This is a genomic window from Actinomycetota bacterium (genome assembly GCA_041658625.1).
Taxonomy (GTDB): domain Bacteria; phylum Actinomycetota; class JAHEXW01; order JAHEXW01; family JAHEXW01; genus JBAZZW01.
In genome coordinates this window covers 233,473-259,696 of record JBAZZW010000002.1, presented here as the reverse complement: position 1 = coordinate 259,696, position 26,224 = coordinate 233,473, and the positions used below count along the sequence as shown (strand labels likewise).

General features: G+C 56.2%; 23 protein-coding genes and 1 other RNA gene. 2 read left to right on the top strand and 22 right to left on the bottom strand.

Annotated features, from left to right (window positions below; translation table 11 throughout):
• Positions 1 to 6 precede the first annotated feature (6 nt).
• The 13 genes from WC891_06190 to WC891_06130 all read right to left on the bottom strand — a co-directional run bounded on the left by WC891_06190 (position 7) and on the right by WC891_06130 (position 12,151).
• Entirely contained in the window at positions 7 to 1,689 is a 1,683-nt protein-coding gene (locus WC891_06190; protein MFA5867528.1) for a penicillin-binding protein 2, read from the bottom strand.
• A gap of 103 nt (positions 1,690 to 1,792) precedes the next feature.
• Positions 1,793 to 2,230 (bottom strand): cell division protein FtsL, encoded by a 438-nt coding sequence (locus tag WC891_06185; protein ID MFA5867527.1) that lies wholly within the window; start codon positions 2,228 to 2,230, stop codon positions 1,793 to 1,795.
• Between the two features lie 16 nt (positions 2,231 to 2,246).
• A complete protein-coding gene (gene rsmH / locus WC891_06180) occupies positions 2,247 to 3,155 on the bottom strand; it encodes a 16S rRNA (cytosine(1402)-N(4))-methyltransferase RsmH (protein ID MFA5867526.1) in 909 nt (302 codons plus the stop codon).
• Positions 3,156 to 3,168: 13 nt separating this feature from the next.
• A complete protein-coding gene (mraZ, locus tag WC891_06175) occupies positions 3,169 to 3,600 on the bottom strand; it encodes a division/cell wall cluster transcriptional repressor MraZ (GenBank protein ID MFA5867525.1) in 432 nt (143 codons plus the stop codon).
• 190 nt (positions 3,601 to 3,790) lie between these two features.
• Complete coding sequence (locus WC891_06170) at positions 3,791 to 5,431, bottom strand: AarF/UbiB family protein (GenBank protein ID MFA5867524.1); 1,641 nt, start codon at positions 5,429 to 5,431, stop codon at positions 3,791 to 3,793.
• A gap of 35 nt (positions 5,432 to 5,466) precedes the next feature.
• Positions 5,467 to 5,772: a hypothetical protein gene (locus WC891_06165; GenBank protein ID MFA5867523.1), complete on the bottom strand. Its 306-nt coding sequence runs from the start codon at positions 5,770 to 5,772 to the stop codon at positions 5,467 to 5,469.
• Positions 5,773 to 5,838: 66 nt separating this feature from the next.
• Positions 5,839 to 6,299, bottom strand: an RNA gene (gene rnpB, locus WC891_06160) — RNase P RNA component class A.
• Positions 6,300 to 6,365: 66 nt separating this feature from the next.
• Positions 6,366 to 7,175 carry a cytochrome b/b6 domain-containing protein gene (locus tag WC891_06155; GenBank protein MFA5867522.1) on the bottom strand — a complete coding sequence of 270 codons (810 nt, stop codon included), beginning with the start codon at positions 7,173 to 7,175 and terminating at the stop codon, positions 6,366 to 6,368.
• Positions 7,176 to 7,220: 45 nt separating this feature from the next.
• Positions 7,221 to 7,736 carry a cob(I)yrinic acid a,c-diamide adenosyltransferase gene (locus WC891_06150; protein ID MFA5867521.1) on the bottom strand — a complete coding sequence of 172 codons (516 nt, stop codon included), beginning with the start codon at positions 7,734 to 7,736 and terminating at the stop codon, positions 7,221 to 7,223.
• The gene (locus tag WC891_06145) at positions 7,733 to 8,515 is read right to left on the bottom strand and encodes an ECF transporter S component (GenBank protein MFA5867520.1); all 783 of its coding nucleotides are present in this window, start codon (positions 8,513 to 8,515) and stop codon (positions 7,733 to 7,735) included. The genes WC891_06150 and WC891_06145 overlap by 4 nt, the downstream gene beginning before the upstream one ends.
• Entirely contained in the window at positions 8,512 to 10,161 is a 1,650-nt protein-coding gene (locus WC891_06140; protein ID MFA5867519.1) for an ATP-binding cassette domain-containing protein, read from the bottom strand. Before WC891_06140 ends, WC891_06145 begins: the two co-directional genes overlap by 4 nt.
• Positions 10,158 to 11,021, bottom strand: coding sequence for an energy-coupling factor transporter transmembrane component T (locus WC891_06135; protein ID MFA5867518.1), 864 nt, complete (start codon positions 11,019 to 11,021; stop codon positions 10,158 to 10,160). Before WC891_06135 ends, WC891_06140 begins: the two co-directional genes overlap by 4 nt.
• A 14-nt stretch (positions 11,022 to 11,035) precedes the next feature.
• Positions 11,036 to 12,151 (bottom strand): prenyltransferase/squalene oxidase repeat-containing protein, encoded by a 1,116-nt coding sequence (locus tag WC891_06130; protein MFA5867517.1) that lies wholly within the window; start codon positions 12,149 to 12,151, stop codon positions 11,036 to 11,038.
• A gap of 273 nt (positions 12,152 to 12,424) precedes the next feature.
• On the opposite strand from WC891_06130, the gene WC891_06125 reads away from it, so the two are divergent.
• Positions 12,425 to 13,336, top strand: coding sequence for a hypothetical protein (locus tag WC891_06125; GenBank protein MFA5867516.1), 912 nt, complete (start codon positions 12,425 to 12,427; stop codon positions 13,334 to 13,336).
• A gap of 64 nt (positions 13,337 to 13,400) precedes the next feature.
• On the opposite strand, the gene WC891_06120 is transcribed toward WC891_06125, so the two are convergent.
• The 8 genes from WC891_06120 to WC891_06085 all read right to left on the bottom strand — a co-directional run bounded on the left by WC891_06120 (position 13,401) and on the right by WC891_06085 (position 24,336).
• Positions 13,401 to 14,849 carry a MiaB/RimO family radical SAM methylthiotransferase gene (locus tag WC891_06120; protein MFA5867515.1) on the bottom strand — a complete coding sequence of 483 codons (1,449 nt, stop codon included), beginning with the start codon at positions 14,847 to 14,849 and terminating at the stop codon, positions 13,401 to 13,403.
• 84 nt (positions 14,850 to 14,933) lie between these two features.
• Positions 14,934 to 15,665, bottom strand: coding sequence for an RsmE family RNA methyltransferase (locus WC891_06115; GenBank protein ID MFA5867514.1), 732 nt, complete (start codon positions 15,663 to 15,665; stop codon positions 14,934 to 14,936).
• Positions 15,666 to 15,669: 4 nt separating this feature from the next.
• Positions 15,670 to 16,404 carry a heat-inducible transcriptional repressor HrcA gene (locus WC891_06110; protein ID MFA5867513.1) on the bottom strand — a complete coding sequence of 245 codons (735 nt, stop codon included), beginning with the start codon at positions 16,402 to 16,404 and terminating at the stop codon, positions 15,670 to 15,672.
• Between the two features lie 87 nt (positions 16,405 to 16,491).
• Positions 16,492 to 18,495 (bottom strand): O-antigen ligase family protein, encoded by a 2,004-nt coding sequence (locus WC891_06105; protein MFA5867512.1) that lies wholly within the window; start codon positions 18,493 to 18,495, stop codon positions 16,492 to 16,494.
• A gap of 215 nt (positions 18,496 to 18,710) precedes the next feature.
• Positions 18,711 to 20,507: a translation elongation factor 4 gene (lepA, locus tag WC891_06100; protein MFA5867511.1), complete on the bottom strand. Its 1,797-nt coding sequence runs from the start codon at positions 20,505 to 20,507 to the stop codon at positions 18,711 to 18,713.
• 109 nt (positions 20,508 to 20,616) lie between these two features.
• Complete coding sequence (locus WC891_06095) at positions 20,617 to 22,047, bottom strand: cytochrome c3 family protein (protein MFA5867510.1); 1,431 nt, start codon at positions 22,045 to 22,047, stop codon at positions 20,617 to 20,619.
• A 500-nt stretch (positions 22,048 to 22,547) separates the two neighbouring features.
• Positions 22,548 to 23,555 (bottom strand): NHL repeat-containing protein, encoded by a 1,008-nt coding sequence (locus WC891_06090; protein MFA5867509.1) that lies wholly within the window; start codon positions 23,553 to 23,555, stop codon positions 22,548 to 22,550.
• A gap of 7 nt (positions 23,556 to 23,562) precedes the next feature.
• Positions 23,563 to 24,336 (bottom strand): tetratricopeptide repeat protein, encoded by a 774-nt coding sequence (locus tag WC891_06085; protein MFA5867508.1) that lies wholly within the window; start codon positions 24,334 to 24,336, stop codon positions 23,563 to 23,565.
• A gap of 166 nt (positions 24,337 to 24,502) precedes the next feature.
• Between WC891_06085 and rpsT the strand changes: the two genes are divergently transcribed.
• The gene (gene rpsT / locus WC891_06080; protein MFA5867507.1) at positions 24,503 to 24,937 is read left to right on the top strand and encodes a 30S ribosomal protein S20; all 435 of its coding nucleotides are present in this window, start codon (positions 24,503 to 24,505) and stop codon (positions 24,935 to 24,937) included.
• Positions 24,938 to 25,133: 196 nt separating this feature from the next.
• On the opposite strand, the gene holA is transcribed toward rpsT, so the two are convergent.
• A complete protein-coding gene (gene holA, locus WC891_06075; protein ID MFA5867506.1) occupies positions 25,134 to 26,171 on the bottom strand; it encodes a DNA polymerase III subunit delta in 1,038 nt (345 codons plus the stop codon).
• Between the last annotated feature and the right edge of the window lie 53 nt (positions 26,172 to 26,224).

Sequence of the window (26,224 nt, the reverse complement as noted above, 5' to 3'; positions counted from 1 at the left end):
TGCCGGTTACCTCTTCTCCCGGCTGCCGGGTGCGATCTTCAACCTGTTTATGCTGAATTCAGCTATATCCTTGAAGACCGGCGCGGCGATTGTCGCCGAGTATAATGGCTGCGGACCGGTCGCCTGAGGTTCGTCGATTACTACGATAATGGCCAGTTGCGGATCGAGATTGGAGACAAAGCCGGCGAACGAGATTACGTATTTACCGTCCTCATATCCGTTGGCGCCGGCCTTTTGGGCCGTGCCCGTCTTTCCGCCGACCATATAGCCCGAAATCTGCGCGTTCTTCCCGGTGCCTTCCTCGACGGTCTCGACCATAATGTCTTGGACGGTGGCAGCGGTCTCTGACGACACAACGCGTTTATCCTTTTCTTTAAAACCGCTCTTCGCCACGTGAGGCGTCGGCTTGACGCCGTCGTTGGCGATTGTCGCGACCACGTTCAACATCTGCAGCGAAGTGGCGCTTATACCCTGGCCGTATGGTATGGTCGCGATGCTCGTCTCCGACCAATCGTCTGGGGCCTGTACGATGCCGGTTTCCTCGCTAGGCAGATCAACGCCCGTGTAGTCGCCCAAGCCGAATCCCGTAACATATTTATAGAGCTTCTTGTTGCCCAAACGCAGCCCCAGTTCGATGGCGCCGACGTTGCTGGATAAGGCGATGATTCCGCTGATCGTCTGGTCGCCCTTGCCCTCTTTGTCGTACTCGCCGAAGCTTTGATCGCCGACCGTTATGTTCGCGGGCAAAGAGAAAACCTCCTCCAAACCGACGACCCGTTCTTCTATGGCACCCGTCGCCGTTATTACCTTAGCCGTCGAGCCAGGCTCATAAACGGATGATATCGCCCGGTTCCTCAACTGTTCCTCGTTTGACTTGATCCAGTCGTTAGGATTGAAGCCGGGAGCGCTGGCCATCGCCAGGATGTCGCCGTTCGTCGGATTCATGACGATAATCGCGCCTCCTTTGGCGCAATAATCCTTAACCACTTTATTAAGCTCTAGTTCAGCTTTATATTGGATATCCTTATCCAGCGTCAGATGGATATCTTTGCCGCGCGCCGCGTCTTTCTTGGAATAGATGCCTCCGGGTATGGGCGCGCCGGCTGGATCGCCTTCCACCAGCAGCTTGCCCGATTTCCCTCGCAGAATCTTGTCGTAAGAAGACTCGACGCCGCCTAATCCCTGGTTGTCGACCCCGGCGTAACCGAGGACATGGGCCGCCATCGTTCCGTTAGGATAGAACCTTTTTCGTTCGGGAAGGATGTTTATGCCAGGTATCTTCAAGGCTTTGATCTCGTTTACCTTTTCCATATCCAGCTGCCTCGCTAGATAAACAAACCCTGACTTTTCGGTCAGCTTCTTTTTTACTTCGTCAGGCTTTTGACCTAGGATCCGGCCCAATTTCACGGCCGCGTCGCCGGGTTTCTCGACGAAATACGGGGTCGCGTAGATGCTGGCAGAGTCTAAGTTGATGGCCAGCTCCTGGCCGTTCCGGTCGAAGATGGCGCCGCGCTCGCCCGACAACTCGATCTCCCGCACCCTTTGTCCGACCGCCTGCTGCGTCAGCCAGGCCGCGTCCACCTGCTGGACATAAACAAGCCTAGCAGCTATTGCCGCCAGGCTTGCGATAAACAGAATTAATATTAGTAAGAGCCTGTAGTGCGCTCCGTCCGTCCGGCGCGCCGCCATAAATCCCCTAAGCGGCTTTGTTGGCGCGGTCGCACTTGGACCGGACGCCTTTCAGGCAGAAGTTGCCTGAGGCGGAAAGATATGGACATCCGCTGCAATTCATCTACCTAACCTCCTTGTCAGTTAAGTAAGCGTATTCCGGGGAGGTTACACCGTCACCTGGCAGACTAATAATCTTTGCTTCCACGGCCGGCTCGGTCATTGCCAGCTTCTCCGTAGCTACTTTCTTAACCCTTTCCAGGCTGGCCAGTTTGACGTTCTCCAATTTGATGTCTTCCGCCATCTTCATCTGGCCGTCTATTTCCGCCTGGATGTGCTGGATGCGATATCCGTTCTCGGCCACCAGGACGCGCGTCGTCACGTGCAGCATGGCCAGCGGCGCCAGAATGATGGCCGCCGTCAAAACATAACCGCATAACGCGCCCGAAGCCGATCTGCCAACCGTTCTTTGAGGGAGGGGTTGACGAGAGGGGTGAACAATGTGCTGCGGATTTGCGGAGATAAAGGGGACCTGCCCAATTAGCTTTGGCGCTGCTTGCATTCTTCAACCACCTCCCTCAAAGTCTCTCAGCCGCCCGGAGCTTCGCGCTTTCCGCTCTCGCGTTCCGCGCAATCTCCTCAGCGGCGGGCTTGACCGGTTTCTTAGTTAGGATCATCAGGCGGACTCCCGTCTCAACCTGAGTTTCCTCGGAAAATTCCTTAAACGTGTTTTTAACGATCCTGTCTTCCAGTGAGTGGTAAGAAATCACCACGATCCTTCCTTTCCTGGCCAGACACGGTATCCCGTCACGAAGGGCCGTTTCCAGCGCCTTCAATTCCCCGTTGGCCTCGATGCGGAGCGCTTGAAACGTCCGCCTGGCCGGGTGGGGGCCGCGTCTTCTGGCCCCCGCGGGAATCGCCGCCTTGATCACGTCCACCAGTTCGAACGTCGTAGTTATCGGGCGGCGCTTCCTTGCCTCTACGATGAAGGCCGCGATCCGCGACGCCCATCGGTCTTCTCCGTACTTTCCTATGACCGCGGTCAGTTCGTCTTTCGAGTAGTTCTTCAAGATATCCGCCGCGGTTACCGGGCCGGTCGGGTCCATCCGCATGTCCAGCGGCGCGTCGTGCCGGTAGCTGAACCCCCGTTCAGCCCGATCGAGTTGGTGGGAGGAGACCCCGAGATCCATCAGTATGTTGTTAACCTCTCGGATTCCCATGGTTTGGAGGGTTTGCCGTATATCTTGAAAATCCGTCTTGACCAGCGCGAGCTGTTCTTTGTACGAAGCCAGCCTCTGTTTAGTCGCGGCCAGCGCGGCCGGGTCCTTGTCGATTCCGATAAGCTTCCCGGTCGGGCCGATTGCCTTGAGCAGCCGCTCCGCATGGCCCCCTCCCCCAACAGTCAAATCGACTGTCACATCTCCCGGCTTCGGTTCAAGGTACCGAATCACCTCTTCCGCCAGCACGGGAGTGTGGCTATATTCCATTGTCAAGCTCCGGCTAGATTCCCAGATCGGCCAGCTGTTCCGCGAGTTCGGAGTAAGATTTCTCCGTCTCCGAGCTGTACTTGGCCCACTTGGCCTTGTCCCAGATCTCTACGCGGCTGGCGACGCCGATAACGATGACGTCTTTATCCAAACCGGCGAACTCCCGCAGGTTCTGCGGCAGCATCAGCCGGCCTTGTTTATCCAAGGTACCTTTGGCCGCGCCTGAGAAAAAGTTTCTGGCAAACGCGCGGCCGGCGGGATTGGTCAGAGGCATCGTGCGGACCTTCTCTTCTATCTTGGCCCACTCGGCGGGGGTATAGACAAAAAGACAATCCTCCAAACCTTTCGTCACGACCAGGCCGTCGGCCAGTTCGTCGCGAAACTTGGCGGGAAGGATTACCCTGCCTTTAGAGTCGATGAGATGTTGAAATTCCCCCAGAAACATCCGCCTGCTCCCTTGTCATTTCCACTACGACCCACAATTTACCACTTCGTGACACAAAAGTCAAATAGATTATCGGTTTATGGGAGAATAACTTTAATTCTGTGACCTGGGTTTATGAAAGTTTTATCGGTAATTTAACCCGATTTTGCACGGAATCACGTGGATTAAGGGTATTTCGTTGAAGGCACTTCTAGGGGTGAAATCTGGGTCGGCGTCTTCCGGAGGTTATGGCGGCCCCGGCGAACGCCGCGGCGCCAAGGGCGGCCAACAAGGCCTCCGTAGGATATGAGTTGACGTATAGGGCGGCCGCCGCGATTGTCAGCGAACCGGCCAAAATAGCTAGGACTGTCGCCCGCTTGGACTTCTCCAGCCGGTTGATCGCGTCCATAAGTTCGTCAATCCCGGACATCTTGACCTTAAGCTCACCCCGCTCCGCCTTGTCGATTACTCTGGACAGGTCGGTCGGCAACTTAAGCAAGGCCAAGCCGATCTTCTTGGCTTGCTTGACGAAGAACTGCGTCCTTACACTCTTTGTTAGTTTTTCGACGTACGGCCTTGCTTCCTCGATTATGTCGAAGTCGGGGTCTAATCCGGCAATCACCCCGACCAGCGTGCCGAAGGCCTTGCCGACATAGGCGAAATGCACCGGCAGAGTGAAAGGGTTCTCCCTCAAGATGAGGCGGATGTCTTCCTCGATCGTCTCCAGGCTGCCCGCGTCCATCGCTTTCATCGTCGACATGCCGCTATAGCGCTGGAACATCCACTCCAGGGCGTTGCGAATGGGGACCGTATTGGCGCCCTGCCTTATGAAATTCAGGTCGGTCGCCGCCTCGATGACGCCGTCGGCATCTTTCTGAACGATGGCGAAGAGCGCCTCTATGAAGCTCTCGCGGTTCTCCGCCGTTATCTCTCCCATCATGCCGAAGTCGAGAAAAGTTATGGCCGGTCCCGGATTCACAAAAAGATTGCCGGGGTGGGGGTCCGCGTGGAAGAATCCGGTCTCCAGGAACTGCTTGACGTAGATGTCGACCAGCGTCCTGGCCAGCTCCTTGCGATCGATGCCGGCGGCGGTTAATCCGTCGTAGTCGTTGATTTTTGTGCCTTGTATCCGTTCCAGCGTAACGATACGGCCGGTGGAATAATCGTGGTAGACCTTGGGCACGAGAACGCGCTGGTCGTCGCGAAAGTCTACCGCAAATCTTTCCGCGTTATCGGCCTCGCGCAAGAAATCCAGTTCTTCTCCCAATACGCGCTGAAACTCGTCAACCAGCCCTTCGATGTCGAATCGGTCCCCCGCTTTTGTAAACCGGCGGACGCCCTCCATGAGGTAAGTGAACGTCGCCAGGTCTATGTCGATAAGGTCCTCGATGCCCGGCCGTTGGACCTTCACAATCACCTTTTCGCCTGTCGTAAGCTCCGCTTCGTGGGCTTGCGCCAGGCTAGCGGCGGCCTGGGAAACCGGATTGAAAACTGGGTAGACTTCCTCAAGGGGGCGCCCGAACTCAGCTTCTATACGCTCCTTGACGGCAGAGTAGTCCTCCGGCGGGACCTCGTCCTGAAGCTTCATGAGCTCTTGGATGTAGGGTTCGGGCATGACGTCGACGCGCGAGCCGACGAATTGTCCCAGCTTGATGAGCACGCCGCCCAGCCTGGTCGCGGTCTCGCGGAATTGTATGGCACGCCGGCGGTGGCGCTTGGACATCCTTTGTTCCGCCCCCGTCAGGCCGATCTTTCTGGCCAGCCTGGCTTCCCGCCAGAAGTCCCAGACAATACCGGCATAGACTCTGGTAAAGGCTAGGGTGCGCGCTCTTTTATTTATTTTCCGCTGCACGGTTCGGCCGCCGGGTTCGATGGCTTTTACGGCGGCTATTTCTTGCTCAGCTTGTCGACCTTTTTACTTAAGGTCTCGAGGAGTTTCTTGAGCTCGGCCAGGTCGTCCTTGGTCGCCAGGTTGGCTTCGGCGGCAAAGGCCCGCATGTGCTCGCGGCGATGTTCCTTCATCTCGGCGCGCCGCTCGTCCATCTTGGCTTTAGCCCGCGTTTCCGTTTCCTGCTTCATGACGCGGAATTCGTCCATGCGCTGTTGACGTTTCTCGGCCAGTTCGTCCGCAATATCGTCGATGCGTTCCGTCGCGTCGTAGGCATACAGAAAGATGTCTCTCCAGCTACTCATTGCGATTCGCCTCCTCATCCCATCGTACTTCTTGCCAGGTTCTTATTGTTTCTCATTTCTTATTTAAATAGGAGCGGGCCTGTAAGCCGGGTTCTGTCTTGGTAGCCATCTATCTAGGGCCGGCGTTGCCGCCGGTCTCAAGCGACCGACCCGAGAGTCTGGAGACGGGCCGCCTCCTTCTCAAAAGAGAAGCTCTCCTATCCGGTCTTGCTCCGAACGGGGTTTACCCCGCCAACCGGTCACCCGGCCGGCGCGTGCGCTCTTACCGCACGATTTCACCCTTACCCCACAACGTTTCGAATCGCAAGTCGTTAGTTGTTAGTAGTTAGTCAGATAACTGCTAATCACCAACCGCCAACTACTCATATCAACAAAACGATGCGGGGCGGTTTGTTTCTGTGGCACTTTCCTTAAGGTCGCCCTCAGTCGCCGTTAGCAACCGTTCTGCCCTGTGGAGCCCGGACTTTCCTCCCCGTGTCCTAAATTGCGCGAAAGCGCGGATACGCGGCGGCCACCCGGCCCACTCCCACTATTAAGCATAAGCCCCTATCGAGGGCAGAACAAGTGATTAAGGAGATTTGGAGAGAACCGCCCTATTCTCCCTTAACGGGTTGTCCTTCCGCGGGCGGCGCTTCGGGGTTTTCAGGTTCGTAGTATTCCTCGTCCTCGTAGTAATCCTCATAATCTTCTTCCCAGTACTGTCGGCGAAGCCCGAAGAATATCATTAAGGCCGGGAAGTCCTCGACGAACGACAAGCAGATATGGATGAGAACGAGAAACACGATGATCGCGCCAAGAAAGAAATGCGACACCCTGGCATAAGCCGCGGCCAGGTCGACCGAACTCGCCCAGCCAAGCATGGCGTTAGGGTATTGCATGGCGAATCCGGTAATGGCCATAAGAACAATGATAACCGGGAAGATATATCCGTAAATAATCTTCTGCAGGGCGTTGTACTTGCTTAAGTGGGGATACTGCCGCCGGAGAAACATGTAATAAAGAATAGCCTGCGCCCCCGCCTTTAGGTCCTTTTTACGAATTGCGAACTCACGATGATCGACAAATATCGCGTAGACGATCCGGATAACCAGGATAATCAGGATCGCGTAATAGGCGATAAAGTGGATTTGCTCGTTTAAGGGCCGCATCCCGGGATAAAATGGAAACCTTATATATAGCCCTGAAACGGCCAGGAAGATCAATGTAAAAACATGGGCAAAATGCATTAAGCGAGGAACGACGGGGATTATTTCATCGTGCTCCGGCCACTGCCCGAAACGGAATTTTTGTTTGAAGCGGCCGGTAACGGCGTTGCCGAACAGCTGAAATATCCAGAACAGAGTTGCTAGTATAACCATTCCCAAGGCCAGTACGTCTGCCCAGATATTAAACTGCGCTAGCATCCATTACCTTTCATGTCCATTCCTCTCATATTACTCAAATCTAAACTAATATTCTATCCCATATCTCGCGGCAACGCCGTCGTCATACGGATGGCGGATGTTGCGCATCTCCGTCACCAGGCCGGCCAGTTCCACGATTTCCTCGGGCATGTCTCGGCCCGTTAGGACAAGTTCGACCTTCTCCGGAACCGATTCGATCAACTCGACGACCTCCGACTGACGGCATAAACCCAGGTTGATCGCGTGGCTGATCTCGTCCAAAACAAGAACGTCGACGCCCGTCTTGAGCTTCTCCCGGGCCGCGTCTAAGCCCTCGGCCACCCGGGCGGCGATCCTGTTTTTCTTGTCTTCGTCGGCCGGTTCCAGCATATCCTCGCCGAACCTGGACGCTTCAATGGGCAAGCTTAAGTTCGCCAGGGTCGCCGCGTCGCCCCCGCCGCCGGCACTCTCCTTCAGAAACTGAATGAAGGCCACCTTGAAACCGCGCCCGGCCGCTCTGACAGCCAAGCCCATCGCCGTGGTCGTCTTACCCTTTCCATCGCCGGTATAGACTTGAATCATAGATACTCCACCTCAAACCGTCTCTTAAACCGCTCGAACACCTTTAAGACCGGGGCGCTCAAAAGCAACAACAACATAAAGTTTACTATGGCCCGGCCGGTATCCCAAAAAGCCGATGTCGCAAGGTAGAAGGCGCCGTACTTGGCGGCGCCCGCCGAGCCCGCTGCTGAGCCTCCCAGATACGGCCAAAACCAAAGGTTCATGATCGCGCCGAAGACATAACCCCAGACAAAACCGAAGATAGCCAAGGCGGCCAGGCGGGGTTTGCTGGTGGCGGAGCCCGGCAGAGCGTTGAGCAAGATTCTAAGCCAGCCTCCCGTCATCCCAACCCAAGCCGTCGTGATCATTTGATACGGCACCCAGGGGCCTAATCCTCCGGCCCAGAAGGAGGACACCAGAATGGTCAGGCTGCCAAGAAGGAAGCCGAACGGCGCACCCCAAGCGTACCCGCTCAGGATCAGAAGGAAGAAAATCGCCGAACCCCCCATCGGCAACGGAATAAACCTTAAGGTAACATTGATAGCCGTTAGCGCGCCCAGGAGCGCGATTTCCTTTGTCCCGCCGCGTCCCAGTACGCCGCCGAAGATCACGACAAACAGAACGGGCATAAGGATAAGGAACAAGAACGACGCTTCCCCTGAGCGCTCAAAGCCGGCTGCCGCCTGCGGCGAAACCGGTTTTAAAAAGAACGGGTACAAGAAGGCCGCCAAACCGATAACCGAAGCGAGGGCTATCGACCCGTACGTTACCAGTCTTCCCCTCTTCCTTTCGTCCTTCATTTTCCTGTCACATCCTCAACCGTCAGAGTCTTACCGCCAAAGATCTCGTTCATCTGTGTCCTGAGCATCGGTGTCTTGGGCATGACGTCTTTCGGACGGCCGTCGGCGGCGACTTTGCCGCCGTCGATCACGATCACCCTGTCGGCCGCCCGCGCCGCGGTTTCCACGTCATGCGTCGCCAGTATAACGGCTTTGCCTCCGTCCGCCAGCCCCCGCAAGCGCTCCGACACGGCTTTCTTCGCCGCGAAGTCCAAACCGTGCGTCGGCTCGTCAAAAAGAATGATCTCGGGATCGTTGGCCAGAATAGCCGCCAGCGCGACTCGTTGCTGTTCACCCTGGCTCAGGTCCCTCGGGTAATCTTTTTCATGTCCTGCCAATCCGAAGTCATCAATAAGTTCACGGGCTCGAGTGATTCCGTCATTGCGAGGCTGCGAGGCAGCCGAAGCAACCTCCTCTTCCACACTATCCGCGAACAATAAGGCGCCCGGCCTTTGCGGCACGTAGCCGGCTATCCTAAAAACGTCGGCTGCTTTTGCCTTCGCCGTATCCAGACCGCCGATCGTAACGCTCCCTGAAGCAGGCTTCAGCAACCCGCACAAGAGTTTCAGCATAGTCGTTTTCCCGGCGCCGTTAGGCCCCATCAAAGCGGTAATCTGCCCGTCGTTGAATGTAAGATTGATGTTTTCCAAAACCTTATTTGCGTCATACGAGAATGATAATCCGTGGGCGCAAACCGCGGTTTTGGGGTCAGGCCCCTTTTCCACAGTGCAGTTGGGGCCTGACCCCTTATCCACAATTTCTCTCCCCCGGCGGGCCTGCCTGCCGGCAGGCAGGGAGAGGGTTGGGGTGAGGGGTTCAAGCCGTATCCGTTCCCTCGCCGCCTCAACGGACAAGGGCGGCGGATGCCAACCCATTTTCCGGCCCAGCTCGATCACCGGCGGCGCGTTAACGATTGATTCCGCCATCTCGGACGTCGGCCCCATCTCCGCCTTGCCCGACCTGAGTTCGATAATGCTGTCGGCGAATTGAACGACCCTCTCCAGCCTGTGTTCGGCCAGGATAACGGTCAGTCCCCGCTCTCGGTTCAGTTTAATCAAAAGTTCAAGCAACTCGCCCGCCGCGTCAGGATCGAGTTCGGCGGTCGGCTCGTCCAAGGCCAGGACCCGCGGACGCATCGCCATAACCGAAGCGACGGCCGCTTTCTGCCGCTCGCCGCCCGAAAGGGTTGCCGCCTGCCGCCCGATTAAATGTTTGATGCCCATAAGACCGGCCGTTTCGTCTACGCGGCGGGCGATCTCGTCGCCGGCCAGACCGATATTCTCCAAGCCGAAAGCGATTTCACCTTCCACCGTGTCCGTTACGAACTGGGCCGTTGAATCCTGAAATACCATCCCGACCGAAGCGCTTAAACGTCTGACCGATTCCTCCTTGGCCTCCAGGCCGTAAACCAGGGCGTTGCCGCCGATACGGCCCCCGTAGAAGTGCGGCACCAGTCCGTTCAAGACGCGCAAGAAGGTCGTTTTTCCCGATCCGGACGGCCCGGTCACCAGGACGAAGGCGCCGTCTTGGATCTTCAAGCTGATATGGTCCAGGGCGGGTTTCTCGACATCCGTGTAGTAGAAAACGAAATCGTCCAGCGCGATCATTTAGACACCGCCGGCGCTGCCAGCAAAGCCAGGGCCAACCCTACAGCCGGATTGAATCCGGGTACCGCAATCTTCGGGTATGGCGAATAAATCAACCAGCCGGTTCCGGCGGCCAGGCAAAACAACATAACGGCGACGGCTGTTACGGAGAATGCGGCCAACAGGTAGTCAGCCGCCGTCCACCGGCGGCGCGCCCGTTTAAGCTTGGTCGTGTCCCCACCCCCGTAAGCCCTGGACTCCATGGATTCCGCCATGACGACGGCCTTTTCCAGCCCCGTTATCACCAGAGGGACAAAGGCCGCCCCGGCCTTCCGGATTCTGCCCGTTAAGCCCGTTCCGTATTCCAGCCTTCTGATTGTCTGCGCCTGGCTGATCTCGGCGGCAGCTGATACGGTTGCCGGAATGAAGTTAAGTGAAACCGAAATGACCGTCGACGCGCCCCGCATCCCTTTGGGTAAAATTCGCAGCAGTTCGCCCGTGCCGACCGCCATATTAAGGGCGGCAAAAGCCAGCAGCCCCGCCATGAATGTAAGCCCGAAAGTCAGACCGAAAACGGCCGCTTCCAAGGTCAGCGGCCCGCCGACAAGCGGAATTCCGGCCGGCAGCGTTAATAGCACCGTCTCTCCGTAATGAGAGATCAGAATGTTGTATGTCGCGGAGATAAAAACGAAGCTCAGACCGAGGCCGACGAAAGCCCTCCAGGGCCCTGATGACGCCTCAGCCCGTCGGGCCGCTATTACGGCCCCGACAGCCAGTAAGATGATCAGCAGGTATAAGGGATTCTTGGTCAAAGAGACCGAAACGAGTACGGCGGTAAACCAGATTGCCCAGACGGCTGGGTTGCCGCTTCCGTCCTTCATGACCGTGTACGCGCTTAATCCCTCAGGCGTTTGAACAAGACAAATCCCAACCCGGCAACCACGGCGATCGCCGCGATAGCGCCGATGATAATCAGAAGCAGGCCTTCCGTGCTGAATGAAGCGTCTTCAAGCGGCAATGTCTCGGCCGTCGATGGCGGCGGGGTGGTCTTAATCGGGAAGGGCTTAAGCATTAGCGCCGGTATCGCCTGGGCCGTACACAACAGGCTGTCCTCCGGTATGGCTTTCTGGTAAGCGAACGCGCCGTTCGCGTTTTGCATGCTCATCAGAAATCCCATCGGTGTAATAGCCGCCCTAAGCCAGGTCTTGCTCTCGATATCCTCGCCGGCCGCCACCAATCCTTGCAATACCCAGGATGTCGAACTCGCATCTGATTCGGACCCGTAGGACGAGGGCGTTATGACCGGGAAACCTCCGTCTGTGTTCTGCTGTGTCTTTAAATAGACGACCGCTTTCTTTACAGACGGGTCGGACTGATCAACGCCCGCGCCAACCAGCGCCTGGATGGCCAAAGCCGTCGAATAGGTGAACGCGCCCATACCGACGCTCCTGTCGACTTCATAACCTCCGTTGGCGTTCTGGCGGCCTTTTAACCAAATAATAGGGCCGCTGTCGATTGGCTCCCCGGCCGCTTCCAGCGCCAGCATCGCCCACATGTGATCGATGTCTGTTATGCCGAACCAGCCGGTTGCCTTTTCTTGGTTGTCCAAAAGGAACTTTATCCAATCGGTGCCGGCAAAGGTCTTGGGATTCTCCCCGGCCAGCTTCAACGCCATAATGAGCTGCGCCACCTTGGCCGTATTCTGAACAGCGATGTTTTTGTCAGGGTCGGCCAGTTTGGACGCGTTCGCTTTCAAATAGTCGACGGTCGATTTGCCTGTCTTCGACTGGGGCAGTTTTGCGCCGGCCGCCTTAAGCGCGATGACAGCAATACAGGTGTCTACAACAGTGCTTTCTCTGGTGCCGAAGCCCCCGTCGTCGCGCTGGATGCTTTTCAGATAGTCAGCCGCTTTTAGGGCGGCTTTGTCGCTTCCGGTTGAGGCTCCGGCAATGCCCGCGCTGCCAAGAAAGATTGATAAGGCCAGTACGATTGTGGCGGTCTTTTTGATCATTTTCTCTCCTTATTATAAATAAAGGGCCTACTCCTTGCTCGAGGAGTTTGCTTCCTTCCCTGTCGGCCGGCGGCCTGGCTTTCCGTTGTTTGTTACGGATCACAGTGGCGGCACCGCGTCTGAATCACACAGACTTTCCCGGGTTCGGCAGGAGTGCGATATCTGGCTTATTTCTTTATACAGCCGGCGTCCTGCCTTGTCAAGCAGGCAAAATGTTGATAACATTCAAGAGCGTTAAAGAACTGTCCGAGTTGAGACGAATAATATAGTGGAATGAAATCAGACATAAAACCTTACCTCCGACGAATACTTACCCCGATGGTCGCGCTGGCCATGTTCGCGCTCGCGCCCGTTTCGGCCGCGGGGGCTATCACCGGCGCGTCCGGCGTCGAGTCTAAGGCCGTTACCATAACGCCGAACCCTCAGTACACTGAAGGTTTGCCGGCCGTTCAGGGTTGCCTGGTCTGCCACGCCGACGTTAAGTTAAAAGACGATAAAGTCCTGAAGACCTTATATTTCGCCCCTGACACCATTAAGAAATCAGCCCACTATAATGTCGGGTGCGCCGGTTGTCACAGCAATTACACGACGGAGCCGACGAAAGCCCACGAGAACATCAGCAATGAGGACACCGAAAAATTCATAAAGATCGCCAGGGCCAGCTGTGTCAAATGCAAAGATCACCAGAAACAGATCAAGGAGATGTCGATTAGCGCCCATACCGGCACGCCGACTCTTGAGGCCTTGACAGACCAGCCGACCTGCCTGGATTGCCACAATTTCCACGAAGAGTTTAACCCGAAGAAAGATAAGGTCTGGGCCGAGGAGCGGCACATGGACGCCGTGAACAGGTGCGGCAAGTGCCACAAGGCCAATTACGCCTCATACAACGATTATTACCACGGCCGCGCCTACAAGATGGGCATGATGGCCGCGCCGGCTTGCTGGGACTGCCACGGCAACCACTCCATTATGTACGCCCGGGAAAAGGGGTCACTGGTGTACGGGGATAATCTGACAAAAACTTGTCGGAGGTGCCATAAAACCGGGGATAAGGGTTTTGCCGCTTACGCTCCGCTGATCCACAACCACGACAAGTTGTTTATGGCCAATCCGCTGGTGGTGTGGGTGGTAAACCTGATCGAGCGGTTGATGCCAAAACCCGCCCTCAAAATCGAAAGCTAGCCTCGCCGAAAGCGCTACTCTCCGTTTAAAAATAGACTCGCAGATACGGGCGCTCGACTTATTATTAATCTAAGAGGCGAGTTCTTACTAATTTGCCGATCAGGCTGTCGTCGCCGTTAAATGTGACCGTTAGGTAATTTTCGCTCGTGCCCGTCAACCGGCCGCCGCTCGCCTTCTCGACCAATATTTCTAGCTCGCGGCCGACAAACATCTTTCTATAATCCGCTTCCAGCCGCCCCGACAGCTCCCGCAAGGCCTCGCTTCGCTCGGCCTTGGCCGCGGCCGTCACCTGGCCGGGCATATCCGCCGCCGGCGTGCCCGCCCTCTTTGAGTATCTGAAAACATGCAGCCTGGCCGGTTTGATCTCCTCGATAAACCGGTAAGTGTTCCGGAACTCCTCGTCCGTCTCTCCCGGGAATCCCACGATAACGTCCGTCGTAATCGCGGCGTCGGGACACGCGACCCTAATCCTCTTAATAGTCTTCCGGTATCCGTCGGCGGTATACCGCCGCCTCATTCGCTTAAGCGTCTCGTCGTCGCCGCTTTGCAGCGGTATATGCAGATGAGGACATAGGTAGGCCTCTGTGAGCTGAGGGCTAAGAGCTGAGAGCCAATAGTTTGACTGCCTCTCTCTTGCGGGGAGAGGATTAAGGTGAGGGTGCCGCTCGCCGCCTGTTTTAAGTATTTCTACAAGCTCTTCTGTAACGTCTTCGGGTTCTATCGAACTAAGCCGGATGCGCTCCAGCCCGGGCGTCTGCATCAACCTCTTGATAAGTCGTGTGATTCCGTCATTGCCTGCCTTGCCCTGCCTGCCGGCAGGCAGGCGAGGAGCGCCCTCAGACTGCGACGGAGCAACCTCATCAGTGCCAAACTTCCCAACATTGATTCCGGTCAAAATGATCTCTTTTGTTCCGCCGGCCGACAAGCCGGCGACTTTGCTAAGGATTTCGTTCGGCGGGACGCTGCGAGCCTTGCCGCGCGCATCGGGGACGATGCAGTAAGCGCAGCGGTTGTCGCACCCGTCCTGAATCTTCAAATACACCCGATGTCTGGCTTGAGTCATCGATGTAGAAAATATTTCTGTTCGAGCGAGCTCAGAATGCTTTTTCTGAGCGAGTCGAGAACCGCTTATTCTCGACTCGTCGGCTTGCGCCTCCTTGCTCGAATAATAATTAGTTTTCCTTAAAACCCTCTCCACCAGCCCGTCTTTTTCACTCTGCGGAACCACCAGATCCACGCCCGGAATCCCGCGAAGCTTATCCGCTGCCGTTTCCGCGTAACACCCGGTCACGACGACATGGCAGCCGGCTTTCTTCGTCTCAATGGCGCGGTAGATAAGCTTTCGGGATTTTCGGTCGGCCTCTCCGGTGACCGTACAGGTGTTAACGATTATGATGTCCGCGGATTCGTCCGGGGTGGCTTTAGCGGCGCCCGCCGCCGCGAAAAGATCAAGGATCTCCTCGCCTTCCGACTGATTAACCTTACACCCGAGGGAAATGACTAATGCTTTCATCTTCGTTTTGTCATTTCCCGAGTCCTGAGCTTGCCTGCCCTGAGCTTGTCGAATGGGTCGAAGGACCGGCAAGACCTAACACGTTCAAGAATTCATCCTGTCCAGCACTAGCGTCGCCGATACGATGGCCGCGGTTTCCGTGCGAAGTATGTTGCTTCCCAGGGAAAACAGCTTGGCCCCTCGCTTATCCAAATCGGCTATCTCCGATTCCTCAAATCCTCCCTCGGGACCGACAAAAACCGCCGTGTTGCCGAGTGCTTCGAACACGTCGTCCAACTTAAGACCACGGAACTCCTCGTAGGGGACTAGAACTTCTTCAAAAACGTTCAGTTCCTCCAATGCTTCATCCCATAAAAGAACCTCGCTAATGTCCGGCAGCCACGGCCTTCTGGACTGCTTACACGCCTCGTAGCCAATGGCCTTCCAACGCTCTAGCCGCTTGGCCTCGCGGTCCGCTCCGTATTCGGGAACGCTTCTCGTGAAAGCAACGGGCGCGATCCGGGCTACGCCGATTTCGGTCAATTTCTCGACTATCAGGTCCATCTTGCGGCCTTTCGGCAGTCCTTGAAAAACGGTGAGCCCGTGCCTGGGAATCACAAACGGAGAGCTGTTCAACACGCGGCCTGAAACCTGTTTGTCGCCGACCGCGCCAAGTTCAACTTGGTATGATTGGCCGACGCCGTCCGACACGGTGATACGGTCGCCGGCGCGCAACCTTAGGACTTTGGAGATGTGTCTCGCGTCTTGTCCGACGATAGAAACCGATCCGTCGCCGGCAAAGGCTGAGGGTTCAATAATGAAATAGTGTGACCGCAAGGGGTTATTCCTCGTCGAGGAGGCGGCTTAAGTTTCGAGCCGTCAGGTCCACCATGGGGATCGCCCGGCCGTAGTCCATACGTTTCGGCCCCAACAGGCCGACGATGCCGGCCGGTTCGCCTTCGCGCGAATACCCGGCCGCGACCAAACTTAAATCGTTCAATTCGCTGACGCGGTTCTCCGAACCGATGCGGACGTGAACCGTCGGTTCGTTGGTCTCTTCCATCAGATAAGCCGTCAGACGGCTGCCGGTTTCCAGGAACTCCATTAGAAACTCAAACCGTCTGACATCAAGGAACTCCGGTTGGTGAAGAATCTGGCTCACGCCCCAGAAATAGGCGCGGCGATGGCTGCCCGGGGTTAAGACCAGGCTGATTGTCGCGCTTTGTGACGACAAAAGCGACGAAATCTCCCGCAGCAGGTCTTCCGTTTCCATCCGTTGCAGCTCGGCCAGCTTGGCCTCGAGCGTTGCTACATTATCTTCCGCCAGACCCAGCCTCTCGCGAAGGCTGTCGACGTAGTACCGGTATCCCTTGTCGGTCGGAATCCGGCCCGCCGAGGTGTGAGGTTGGACAAGATACCCCATCTCCTCCAGCGCGACCATCTCGTTCCTGATTGTCGCCGGACTGACGCCCAAGTCGTATTCCCCGGCGATGACCTTGGAGCCGACCGGTTCCGCCGTCCCAATATATTGATTGATAACGGCTTCCAGTATCGAAGCCTTCCTGTCGTCCAACACAGTTCTCTCCCGAATTGTTAGCACTCTCTCTTGTTGAGTGCCAATGCTACTAAACTACCACCTGCCGTAACGCCCCGTCAAACAGCGCTACTTCCCTTCTTCCAGTTTCTTCAGAGCGTTCTTGGCGACCGTTTGACTCGGATTGATGGCCAGCCCCTTCTTAAGTTCGGCGATCGCCTTCTCTTTTTGGCTGAAACGCATGTAAGCGCTGGCCAGATTGAAATGAATGTCCGGGTTGTTAGGGTCCGTTTCCACCGCGATGATATATTCCCGCAGCGCCTCTTTCATCGACTTCTCGGCCACGACCTTATCCAAACCGGGCAGCATCGAATAATAATACTTGGCGTTGCCCATATTGTAGTGGAAGCCAGGCATATCGGGATTCAAAGCGAGTGCTATGTCCTCGTATTCTATAGCTGTCGTCAACGCGGTCGTAGCCGTCTCCGCGTCCTTGCTGGCTTTGGCGATCTCAACAGACATGGTGCCGCCATAGTTCGGATACTCGGGCTCGTACGGGTTCAGCTTCATGGCCTTACCAAACGCCTGATTGGCAGTGAAGGAATCCGGTATTTCCATAGCGGTGACGCCTTGATCGAAGTAATAATCAGCCGCCAGTTGTCGGACTGCCGTTATCGCGCCCGCCAGAATCGCCACGGCAACACCCGCCCCGACAAAGATAACGGCGGGCTGCGGCCAATCAAGTTTGAATGATACGCCGCGCGAGGGCTCGCCGACAAGGAACACCACCGCCATCAGCAACCAAACGATCGGGCTTATCGCGATGGTGTTAAAGCTGAATTGCAGCTGAGCGTAGTAGCCCGCCAGACCGGCGATAATGCCGACCAGCAAAGCTTTGTCAAAAGCCGTGGCTGCCGTGCGCCATAATTGTTTGACGGCGAAAAAGAAGAAAGCGCCTAGAAACGCCAGATAAGAGATGATGCCCAATATTCCCGCGGACGTGCCCGCCTGCAGGATGTCGGAATGCGGCCGGTTCTGGTGCCGCGCCTTCCACATGCCGGTCAGCTTAAGTTCGTATTGGACGAACTCCACCGAATGATACCTGGGGAAATAGGTGCCGAAAGTGTCGGGGCCCCAGCCGAGCGCCGGCCGGTCTTTAATCATAGCGACCGCGCTTTCCCAAAGGAATATTCGATCGGCTACGCCGCTGCTTTTAAGGTTAAGGGAGCTTAACGCCCTGGAGAAAGCGGACCTGGTTTCCGTTGAAGCGACTCTTGAGCTGACAGTGACCGAGACCGCGGCGACAGCTACAATCACGACGATCAAGACCGCCGCCGCGATTATGTTCCTGCGTTTACCCTCTCCCGGCTCCCTACTTTCGACTCGCGCTCCTCGTACCCTCACGATAAGCCCGAGAACAGCCATCACCGCTAGCGAGACCAGGAAGCCCGCCCAACCGGCTCGGCTGTAGGTAAAAATAAGGGCTGAGATCATTAAAGCCGTTGACGCGCCCAAAAAGATCCTGGCCGGCAAGTTCTTCTCCGCCATAAACAACGCGATAGCCAAAGACAGGATTATCGTTAAATAAGCGGCGACATAAATCGGATTTCCGAGCGTCGAGAACGCGCGAGACAGGTCCGTGCCCGCGCTGCTCCAAACAAGGAAGTCCATGCCGAACCGCTGGAAAGCGCCGTATAAGGACATGATGTCGGCGGCCGCGATGGTGGTAAAGAAAAGGCTGCGCAGGAACACCCGTCTGTCGGTGATAACGGTATTGTCTCGTATCAGGCTCCCTGTGAGCATGAAAACAGCGCCGTAATTTAATATAGTCAATAACCCCTCAAACCGGCCGTAATCGCCAAGAAGGCTCTGCCGAATATTCGGGGAAAAGATCGCGGCCAGTGTCATGACAGCCAGATAAGCGAGGATGAACCAGTCAATCGGCGTTCTGGCGATCTCCAGCCGCCGGCTCCTGAAAATCTTCCAGGACCAGGCACCAGCCATCGTCAGCGTGACGAGACGCAACACCGTCAGTTTGGTTAGCTCGAAAATATCGTAGGTTGGATAGGCGAAAGCGAGCGGCAGCAACCCTACCAATGCGTACAGACAGTAAAGAACAACGGTATCCGGCACCCTTGACCCTTTTCGGTTGGGGTCTGACCCCTTCGCCTCACGGTCGGGGTCTGACCCCTTCGCCTTACCCCCACCTTGCTGTTCGAGCGTAGTCGAGAACTCCACGTCACCGCTCGAGTCGACGTTACTCCCTCTCCCCTGCGGGGAGAGGGTTGGGGTGAGGGGGCCAACCCTCTTTTTCAGTTCCTGGTTCTTCTTTTTCTTCTTCTTAGCCATCAGTCGATCTTTAGCAGACTCAAGAATGCTTCTTGCGGGATGTCCACTTTGCCGATCGTCTTCATTCTCTTCTTCCCTTTCTTCTGTTTCTCCAGGAGCTTCCTCTTGCGCGTCACGTCGCCGCCGTACAGTTTGGCGATAACGTCTTTTCTTAACGCGCTAACGTTCTCGCGCGCGATAATCTTGCCCCCGATGGCCGCCTGGATGGACACCTCAAATAACTGGCGCGAGATCGTTTCCTTTAACTTCTCCGCGAGTTTGCGGCCCTCGTAAGGCGCCGCGTCGCGGTAAGTGATCATACTTAGCGCGTCGACTTTCGTCCCCGCCAGCAGGATATCAACCTTGACCAAATCCGACTTCTTATACTCGGTCAGCTCGTAATCGTAGGTCGCGTATCCCTTGCTGACCGCTTTTAGCGCGTTGAAAAAGTCCTTAATTACCTGGGCCAGCGCGAACTCATAAACCAGCTCGGTCGTGCGCGCGCTTATATAAGCGATGTTTTTCAGGTTCCCCCGCCTCTTCTGGCACAGTTCCATGACGGGGCCGACGAACTCCGCCGGCGCCAGAATCGTCGCCACCACGAACGGTTCCTCTGTCTTATCTATGTCGCCGGCTACGGGAAACTCGCCCGGGTTGTTTATCATCCGGTCGGTCCCGTTCTTCATAAAGACGCGGTAATTGACGTGCGGCGCGGTTACGAGCAGGCTAACGCCGAACTCCCGCTCCAGGCGCTCCTGAACAATCTCCATGTGCAGCAAGCCAAGAAAGCCGCAGCGGAACCCGAAGCCCAGAGCCGGGCTGCTTTCCGGCTCGAATATCAGGCTCGCGTCGTTAAGTTTTAGTTTGATCAAGGCATCCCGGAGGTTCCCGTATTCCTCGCCCTCCGTCGGGTACATGCCGGCGAACACCATCGGTTTGGGGTCCCGGTAACCTGCCAGCGGATTCTCCGCCGGTTCTTTCGCGCCGGTCAGCGTGTCGCCAACCTTCATGTAGCTGACGTCTTTGACGCCCGTTATCACGTAGCCGACTGTACCTGTCGGCAGCGAGTCGACGGATATCCTGTCGGGCGCTACCACGCCTACCTCCTCGATCTCAGCCGTCTGTCCGGTCGCCATCATCTTGATTCTCATTTTCGGCTTCAACTCCCCGTCGACCACCCTGACAAAGCCCACGACGCCGCGGTAGGCGTCGTATATGCTGTCGAAAATCAACGCCCGCGTGGGTTCGCCCTGGCACCCGCTCGGCGCCGGTACCTGCGCGACAATCATCTCTAAAAGCTCGTCCACCCCGTCTCCCGTGCGCGCGCTTACTTCCAGCGCGTCCGACGCGTCCAGCCCCAGCGCCTGCTCTATCTCCTGCTTGACGACAACCGGGTCGGCGTTCGGCATGTCGATCTTGTTTATGACCGGAATCAACGTCAACCCGGCGTTGTCGGCCAGATGCGTGTTGGCGACGGTCTGCGCCTGCACCCCCTGCGTCGCGTCGACCAGCAGGACGGCGCCTTCGCAAGCGGCCAGGCTGCGCGACACCTCGTAGGAGAAATCTACGTGGCCCGGCGTGTCTATGAGATTCAACGTATAGGTCTTTCCGTCTCGCGCCCCGTAGGTGAGCCTGACCGACTGGGCCTTGATAGTGATCCCCCGTTCTTTCTCAAGGTCCATCTTGTCCAGGTACAATTCCACGTGCCGGCCTTCCGGAAAAAGATGCGTCTTTTCCATCAATCGGTCGGCGAGTGTGGACTTGCCGTGGTCCACGTGGGCGACGATGCAGAAATTCCTGATGAGCTGTAAGTCCATGAGCTTTAGTATAACAAAAAATGAGGGGGCCGAAGCCCCCTCATTTTTTTATTCATGTTGCGGGATCGGTTCCCGTTAATTACCTCAAGTGCTGATATGCTTACGGCTCCTAGAAGCCGGTCGGCATCTCGTGACACTGCTGGCAGATTGCGCGGTTCTCCAACCTCAGCAGCATGCTGCCGTTGGTGGCGACTGTCGCGCCTGACGGAGCGTTAACTGAAGCAACGCCCTGTCCGCCGAGTTGCCTTGCGGGCAACGCGGCTCCAGACGCCATCGGTGCGTCCGTACCGTGCGCCCTGTGGCAAGTCAGACAGGTTAAGCTGTCTGACTCGTCGTAAGCGCCTGGCGTCGCGCCGGTGTCCGCTACAGGCATCGTGTTAGCGTAACGCCTGTTCGGGCTGGTGCCAAGGTTAGGAGCGAGGTTCTGCTTCGTCGCCGAGGTGCCCAGGTTCCGCGGCCAATACGCCAGGTCGACGTCGATCGCGTGCATGAAGCCCGGATCGGCAACCTGATCGCCGTTGAAGTCGTAGTAGACCTCCATTCCAGCGCCCTCGATCGAAATCACAGCGCCCGCGAACAGCGTACCCGAAACGGTAAGAGCCGGGTTCACGGTCAGAATGTCCGTGCCGGTGTTTGAAACCGTTACGTTAAGCCACTGCCCGGAAATCCTGATCCTTTTACCTACCGGGACTAGACTCGCGTCCGGGACGTGAATGCTCGTCGTATTGGCAGTGTAGGTCTCAACCGTCCTGGTCTGCATGGACGGTGAAGCCCCGGTGACGATGTGGCCGTTATCGTTGCGGACTGCGCTCCGATAGTAGTAATCGTGGCAGCCCGTGCCGCACCACTTGCTGATCGACTGTGTCGCGGTGATCGTATAGTTGAACATACCGCTGTCCTCAGTATAGCGACGGCCCGGCATTGAAACCGGATTGTAAGCGCCTACGCTGGAGACGATGCGTCCCGTTACCTCCGGTACGCTCAAGTTAGCGCCATTATAGCCGGTCGGCTTGACGCGCAGCATCCGGTAGTTCGGGCTACGGTGAGGCATATGGCAGTCAACGCAGTCCAGGAACAACTTGCTGGCCCCTGGTCCAGTCGTGCCCACGCCCCACTGAATCGGGAACGTGGTCTTCGCGACGTCGATCGCGGTCGGCTGCATGTGCCTTGACGTAGTGTTGGAAGCGCCAACGCCGGCCAGGATCTGGTTAAATCCACCACCCAAAAGCGGTGAAGCCTGCGCGCCCCAGTCAGCATGGTTATAGCCGGTTCCCGAAGGCCCGGTCTCCGTGCCCCCAACGACGTAGACACCATTGATGACATCAGTGTCCGCGCCCGTACCATCGTGACAACCAATACACAACGTGGTCACCCGCGGAGTAGCCAGAAGGTACTCGGCGGTTGAAGTGTGGGCCCTGTGACAGGCGCCGCATACCGCGGTGTTGGTGTCGAACGGTCCGTGCGGTGTCTCAGCTAAAGCTACCCCGCCCATCAGAGCGAAAGCGACTACCAGCACAATTAGAAAAGCTAGCTTTTTCAAATGTTCCACCTCCTTTCGTTTTAAAGAGTATCGAAAATCTCGATCTACGCGCCCCGACCACAATTGGTGTCGGGGTGCCCGGCCGTTAAAGGCCGGAACGCTATTAAACAAGCGCCAACATCCTTTAGCGACGCTTGGTTAGCGACTTATTTCACAATTGGGGAGCAAATTAAGGCAGGCCTTTTAAGACCAGCTGGCGCTCCCGTATCTTATTTTTTCAAAGACCAGATGTCAATAAAAAAGACGGCAACCTGCGTATATATACGCAAATTACCGCCTGGAACCGCTTTCCGGCGTGCGAATCATATTTACCTTGGCCTTACCATGAACTGAGTGCTTCATTCTGCTCCGCTCGTTGCTGCTAGGCCTTGAGATACCTTTTTTTAGTCGCCGGTTCTTTTCGGCCTTACGCGCGAACGAACACCGCGAATGAAAACAACTCATTGTCTGAAATGTACCAGCTAGACGGCGATTTGTCAATACGCCCGGGGCGCTTATTTCTAGTATTTCCAGATCTGGATCCGCCGATTATCGTGGTCGGTAACAAACACCGTTCCATCCGTTGTGATCGCGATACCCTTCGGGTAACGATACTGCCCGTCGGCGATGCCGAACTCACCGAAAGAGTACAAGAAACCGCCGTCTCTGTTATAGACTTGTACGTCGTGTCCGAACGATTCCACGACGTGGACTTCGTTATTCCGGGTTATATCCAAGCCGGTCGGATGGGTGAAGGCGCCGGCGGCCGTCCCTGTGATTATCCGCAGCAGCTTGCCTTTGCTGTCGAAGACCTGCAGCCGGGCGTTGTTGCTGTCGCAAACGTAGATATCGCCGTTGGTCGCCACGGCGACCGCGTTCGCGAAGTTGAACTCTCTCTTGCCTGTCCCTTCCTTGCCGAACTGCATCAAGAGCTTGCCGTCTTTGTCGAATTTCAGAATGCGGTGCTGGCCTTTGGTGGCGTCCGATATGTACACATTGTTTTTAGAGTCGACCGTGATCCCGATCGGGCTCCAGGCGAAGGTCGCGTCCGCGGGCCTGAACCGGCGGACGAACTTACCCGTCGGGCTGAAAACCAGCACCCGCGCGCCCAACCTGTCGGCCACATAGACCTCGTCGTTGGGACCGACCGCCACGCTGATCGGTGAGCCGAAGCCGTCCTCGGTTTCCGGAGTCTCGGCGCGTTTCCCGAAGCTGCCCAGGATCCGGCCGTCCTTGTTTACCATCCACACCTTGGCGGCGGCCCCGTCGACGACAAAGAATTTGTCGCCCTTACGGTTAACCGCGATGCCCAGCAAGTCAGTAAAATCCCCGAACACCGACTTAACGAACCTGGGGCCCTGTTTGGGTAATCCCGGTACGGTCCTGATGATCGGACGCTGGGTAAATAGATAATAGAGCAAAGCCAGCAGGAGGATTAAAAAAATGGCCGCCATCGTGTATAGTACCCTCTTTAGGTTCTTCTTCTTCCTGTCTTGCGTCGTGGGGACGCTCGCTTCTCCATTCGTCATGTCTTAATCACTTCTCCAATCTGGCGAGAGCGTCTTTTGCCTCTTGATATTCGGGTTTTGCTTTAAGCGCTTTCTTGTAAGCGTCGATCGCCTTGGCCTTGTCGCCCTTCTTCTCGTACGCTTGCCCTAACTTATAGAAAGCCTCGTAATAATCCGGCACGTATCTAACGGCCTGTTCCAGCCACTCGATCGACTTGTCGTATTGTTTCATGTCATAGAAAGTCAGACCCAGATAATACCGGCTGTCCGCGTCCATGGAATTGGTGTCGGCCAGGGTCTGAAACTGAACCAGCGCGCCGTCGTAGTTCTTTTGGTCCAGGTATATCTTGCCCAGTCTGAATCGGGCTTGGATGAGGGCGGCGTTCAAACCGCTCATTTCCTTCTTCGCGCCGAGGTCGATGGTCTTCTTGTAATAGGTGATGGCTGTTTTCTTGTCGCCGCTAAGGTCTTCAGCTATGCCCATCAGGGAATACGCGATCTCGTTGTTCTTGCTGGACTTGATAACCAGCTTGCATTCCACGATCGCGTCGTTGTATTGCTTGTTCTGGATATAAAGCTGGGCTAGAGTAAGGCGGGCGTTGATGTCGTTGGGATTTTTCTTGATGGCCGCCTGCGCCTCGGTGATCGAGCGTTGAAGCACGGGCGGGGTGCTGCCTTCCGGCCTGTTCAGATAGTACCACCAGCCGGCGATGGCGATGATGATAATTACGATGCCGGCGATAAGAACGTAGATGCCTGTTTTTAGGCGTTGTTCAGTCCAGAACTCTTGTTTCTCAGCCATGAGATAATCCTTTCGGATACAGCGCTTGCCAAAACGACTAATATCTTACCACCTGGTATTACGCTTCGCAACACATATTGATGGATGCCCTAACGACGCCTTGTGCTCCCAGTGCTCATATGTTAATATTTCGCTTTAGTCTACTAACAAAAGAAGGGATTTGATTTTGGCGAACATAAAGTCTCAGATTAAGAGGAACAAACAGGCCGAGGCGGCCAGGGAGCGCAACAAGGCCGTCAAATCGGCTCTGAAGACCACCATTAAACGGTTCAACGAGGCCGCTTTGGTCGGCGTCGAGGAAGCCGGCTCAAGGTTGAAAGAGGCCATCGTCGCGCTGGATAGGGCCGCGTCCGACAAGGTTATTCACGCCAACGAGGCCGCCCGCAAGAAGTCAACTATGACGAAGAACTACAACGCGCTTGTCGCCAATCCGCCAGCGCCGGTCGTCGAGGCGGAGAAACCTAAGAAGACCAAGAAGCCGGCTAAAGCCGCCACGGCCGCGAAGGCCGCCAAAAAACCCGCCGCCAAGAAACCGGTTGAGAAGAAGTCCATTATTAAGAAGGTTACCGCCAAGAAACCGGCCGCCAAGAAAGCTAAGTAGCTTCTCGACTCACTATGCCTGCCTGCCGGCAGGCAAGTTCACTCGAAGATCATTTCTTGTCGTCATTGCGAGCGTGGCTAAGCAATCTCATCGGGGCGGCAACCCTACTTCTCGACTCACTACGTTCGCTCGAAGATCAATTTATATTGTTCGAGCGAGCTCCAAATCTACCAAGCTCGAGCAAGTCGAGAACCGCCTACCCCGCTATCTTTCCGACCAGCATCTCCACCGCCAGACCCGGTTCCCGCTGACCTGTTTTTATCGCTACGTCGGCGTCTTTCAGCAGCCTGTAAATCTCCTTCAGCTCGGCCATACTAAACGACCTCGCCTGCTGCCTGTACTTGTCCACAAGATAAGGTCTAACGCCTAAGACCGCCGCCGCCTCGCCGGCGCTAACGCGCCGGCCTTCCAATGCCTTAGCCTTAATAATTATCCGGAACTGCCTGACGACCATCGCCAGCACCCGGTGCGGCGCTTCCCCGCTGAAAAGCAACCGGTTCAGCTCGGTCAGCGCCTTGTCGGTTTGCTTGTGTCCCAGCGCGTCGACCATCTCGAAAATGTTCGCCTCCGGATTGCGCGTCGCCACGTCGTCGACATCCTCCATAGTGACGGTCTCCCGGTCGCCGGCAAACACGGCTAGTTTATTGACCTCCTGGACGAGGGCGCTTTGGTCCGTCCCGACCATATCGACAAAATGTCTGGCCGTCCGGTTGTCAATCTTCTTGCCCTGCTCGGCAAAAAGCGCCTCCACCCACCTAACCAACTCGGCGCCTCGCGGCGCCTTATACTCCGCCGTGCCTTTTATTTTGTCGACCGCCTTATACAGCTCGCTTGCCTTGGCGGCTTTCTCCCCCGCCGTCAAAACCATAACGGTCGTGGCGTTGGGCGCCGCGACATATTCGGCCAAAGTCTTCTGGTCGTCCTTGTTCAGCTTGTCGGCTCGCTGCAAAATGATAAGTTGCGTCTCGCCTAAGAAAGGCAGCATGTCGGCGGCCTGAACGGCGTCGGCGGCCTGATCGCCGGCTACAACATCGAACTCTTTAACATTCAGCCGCGCGTCGCCACCGGCGCCGACGCGTTTTCTCAACCGCCTGATAGCTTCGTTAACCTGAAAATCGTCTCCGAAAATCAGGTAAACCGGCTTCAGGTCTTTTTTGTCCTGGCTCTGAGCCGCGTTTTTGTCCTGGCTTGCGTCCTTATCCTTGTCTGCGTTTTTCTCTTTTGTCTCCGCCATTTTACTCCGTGTAACATCTTTTGTTACTATCACTACAGCGCTATATAGCGCTG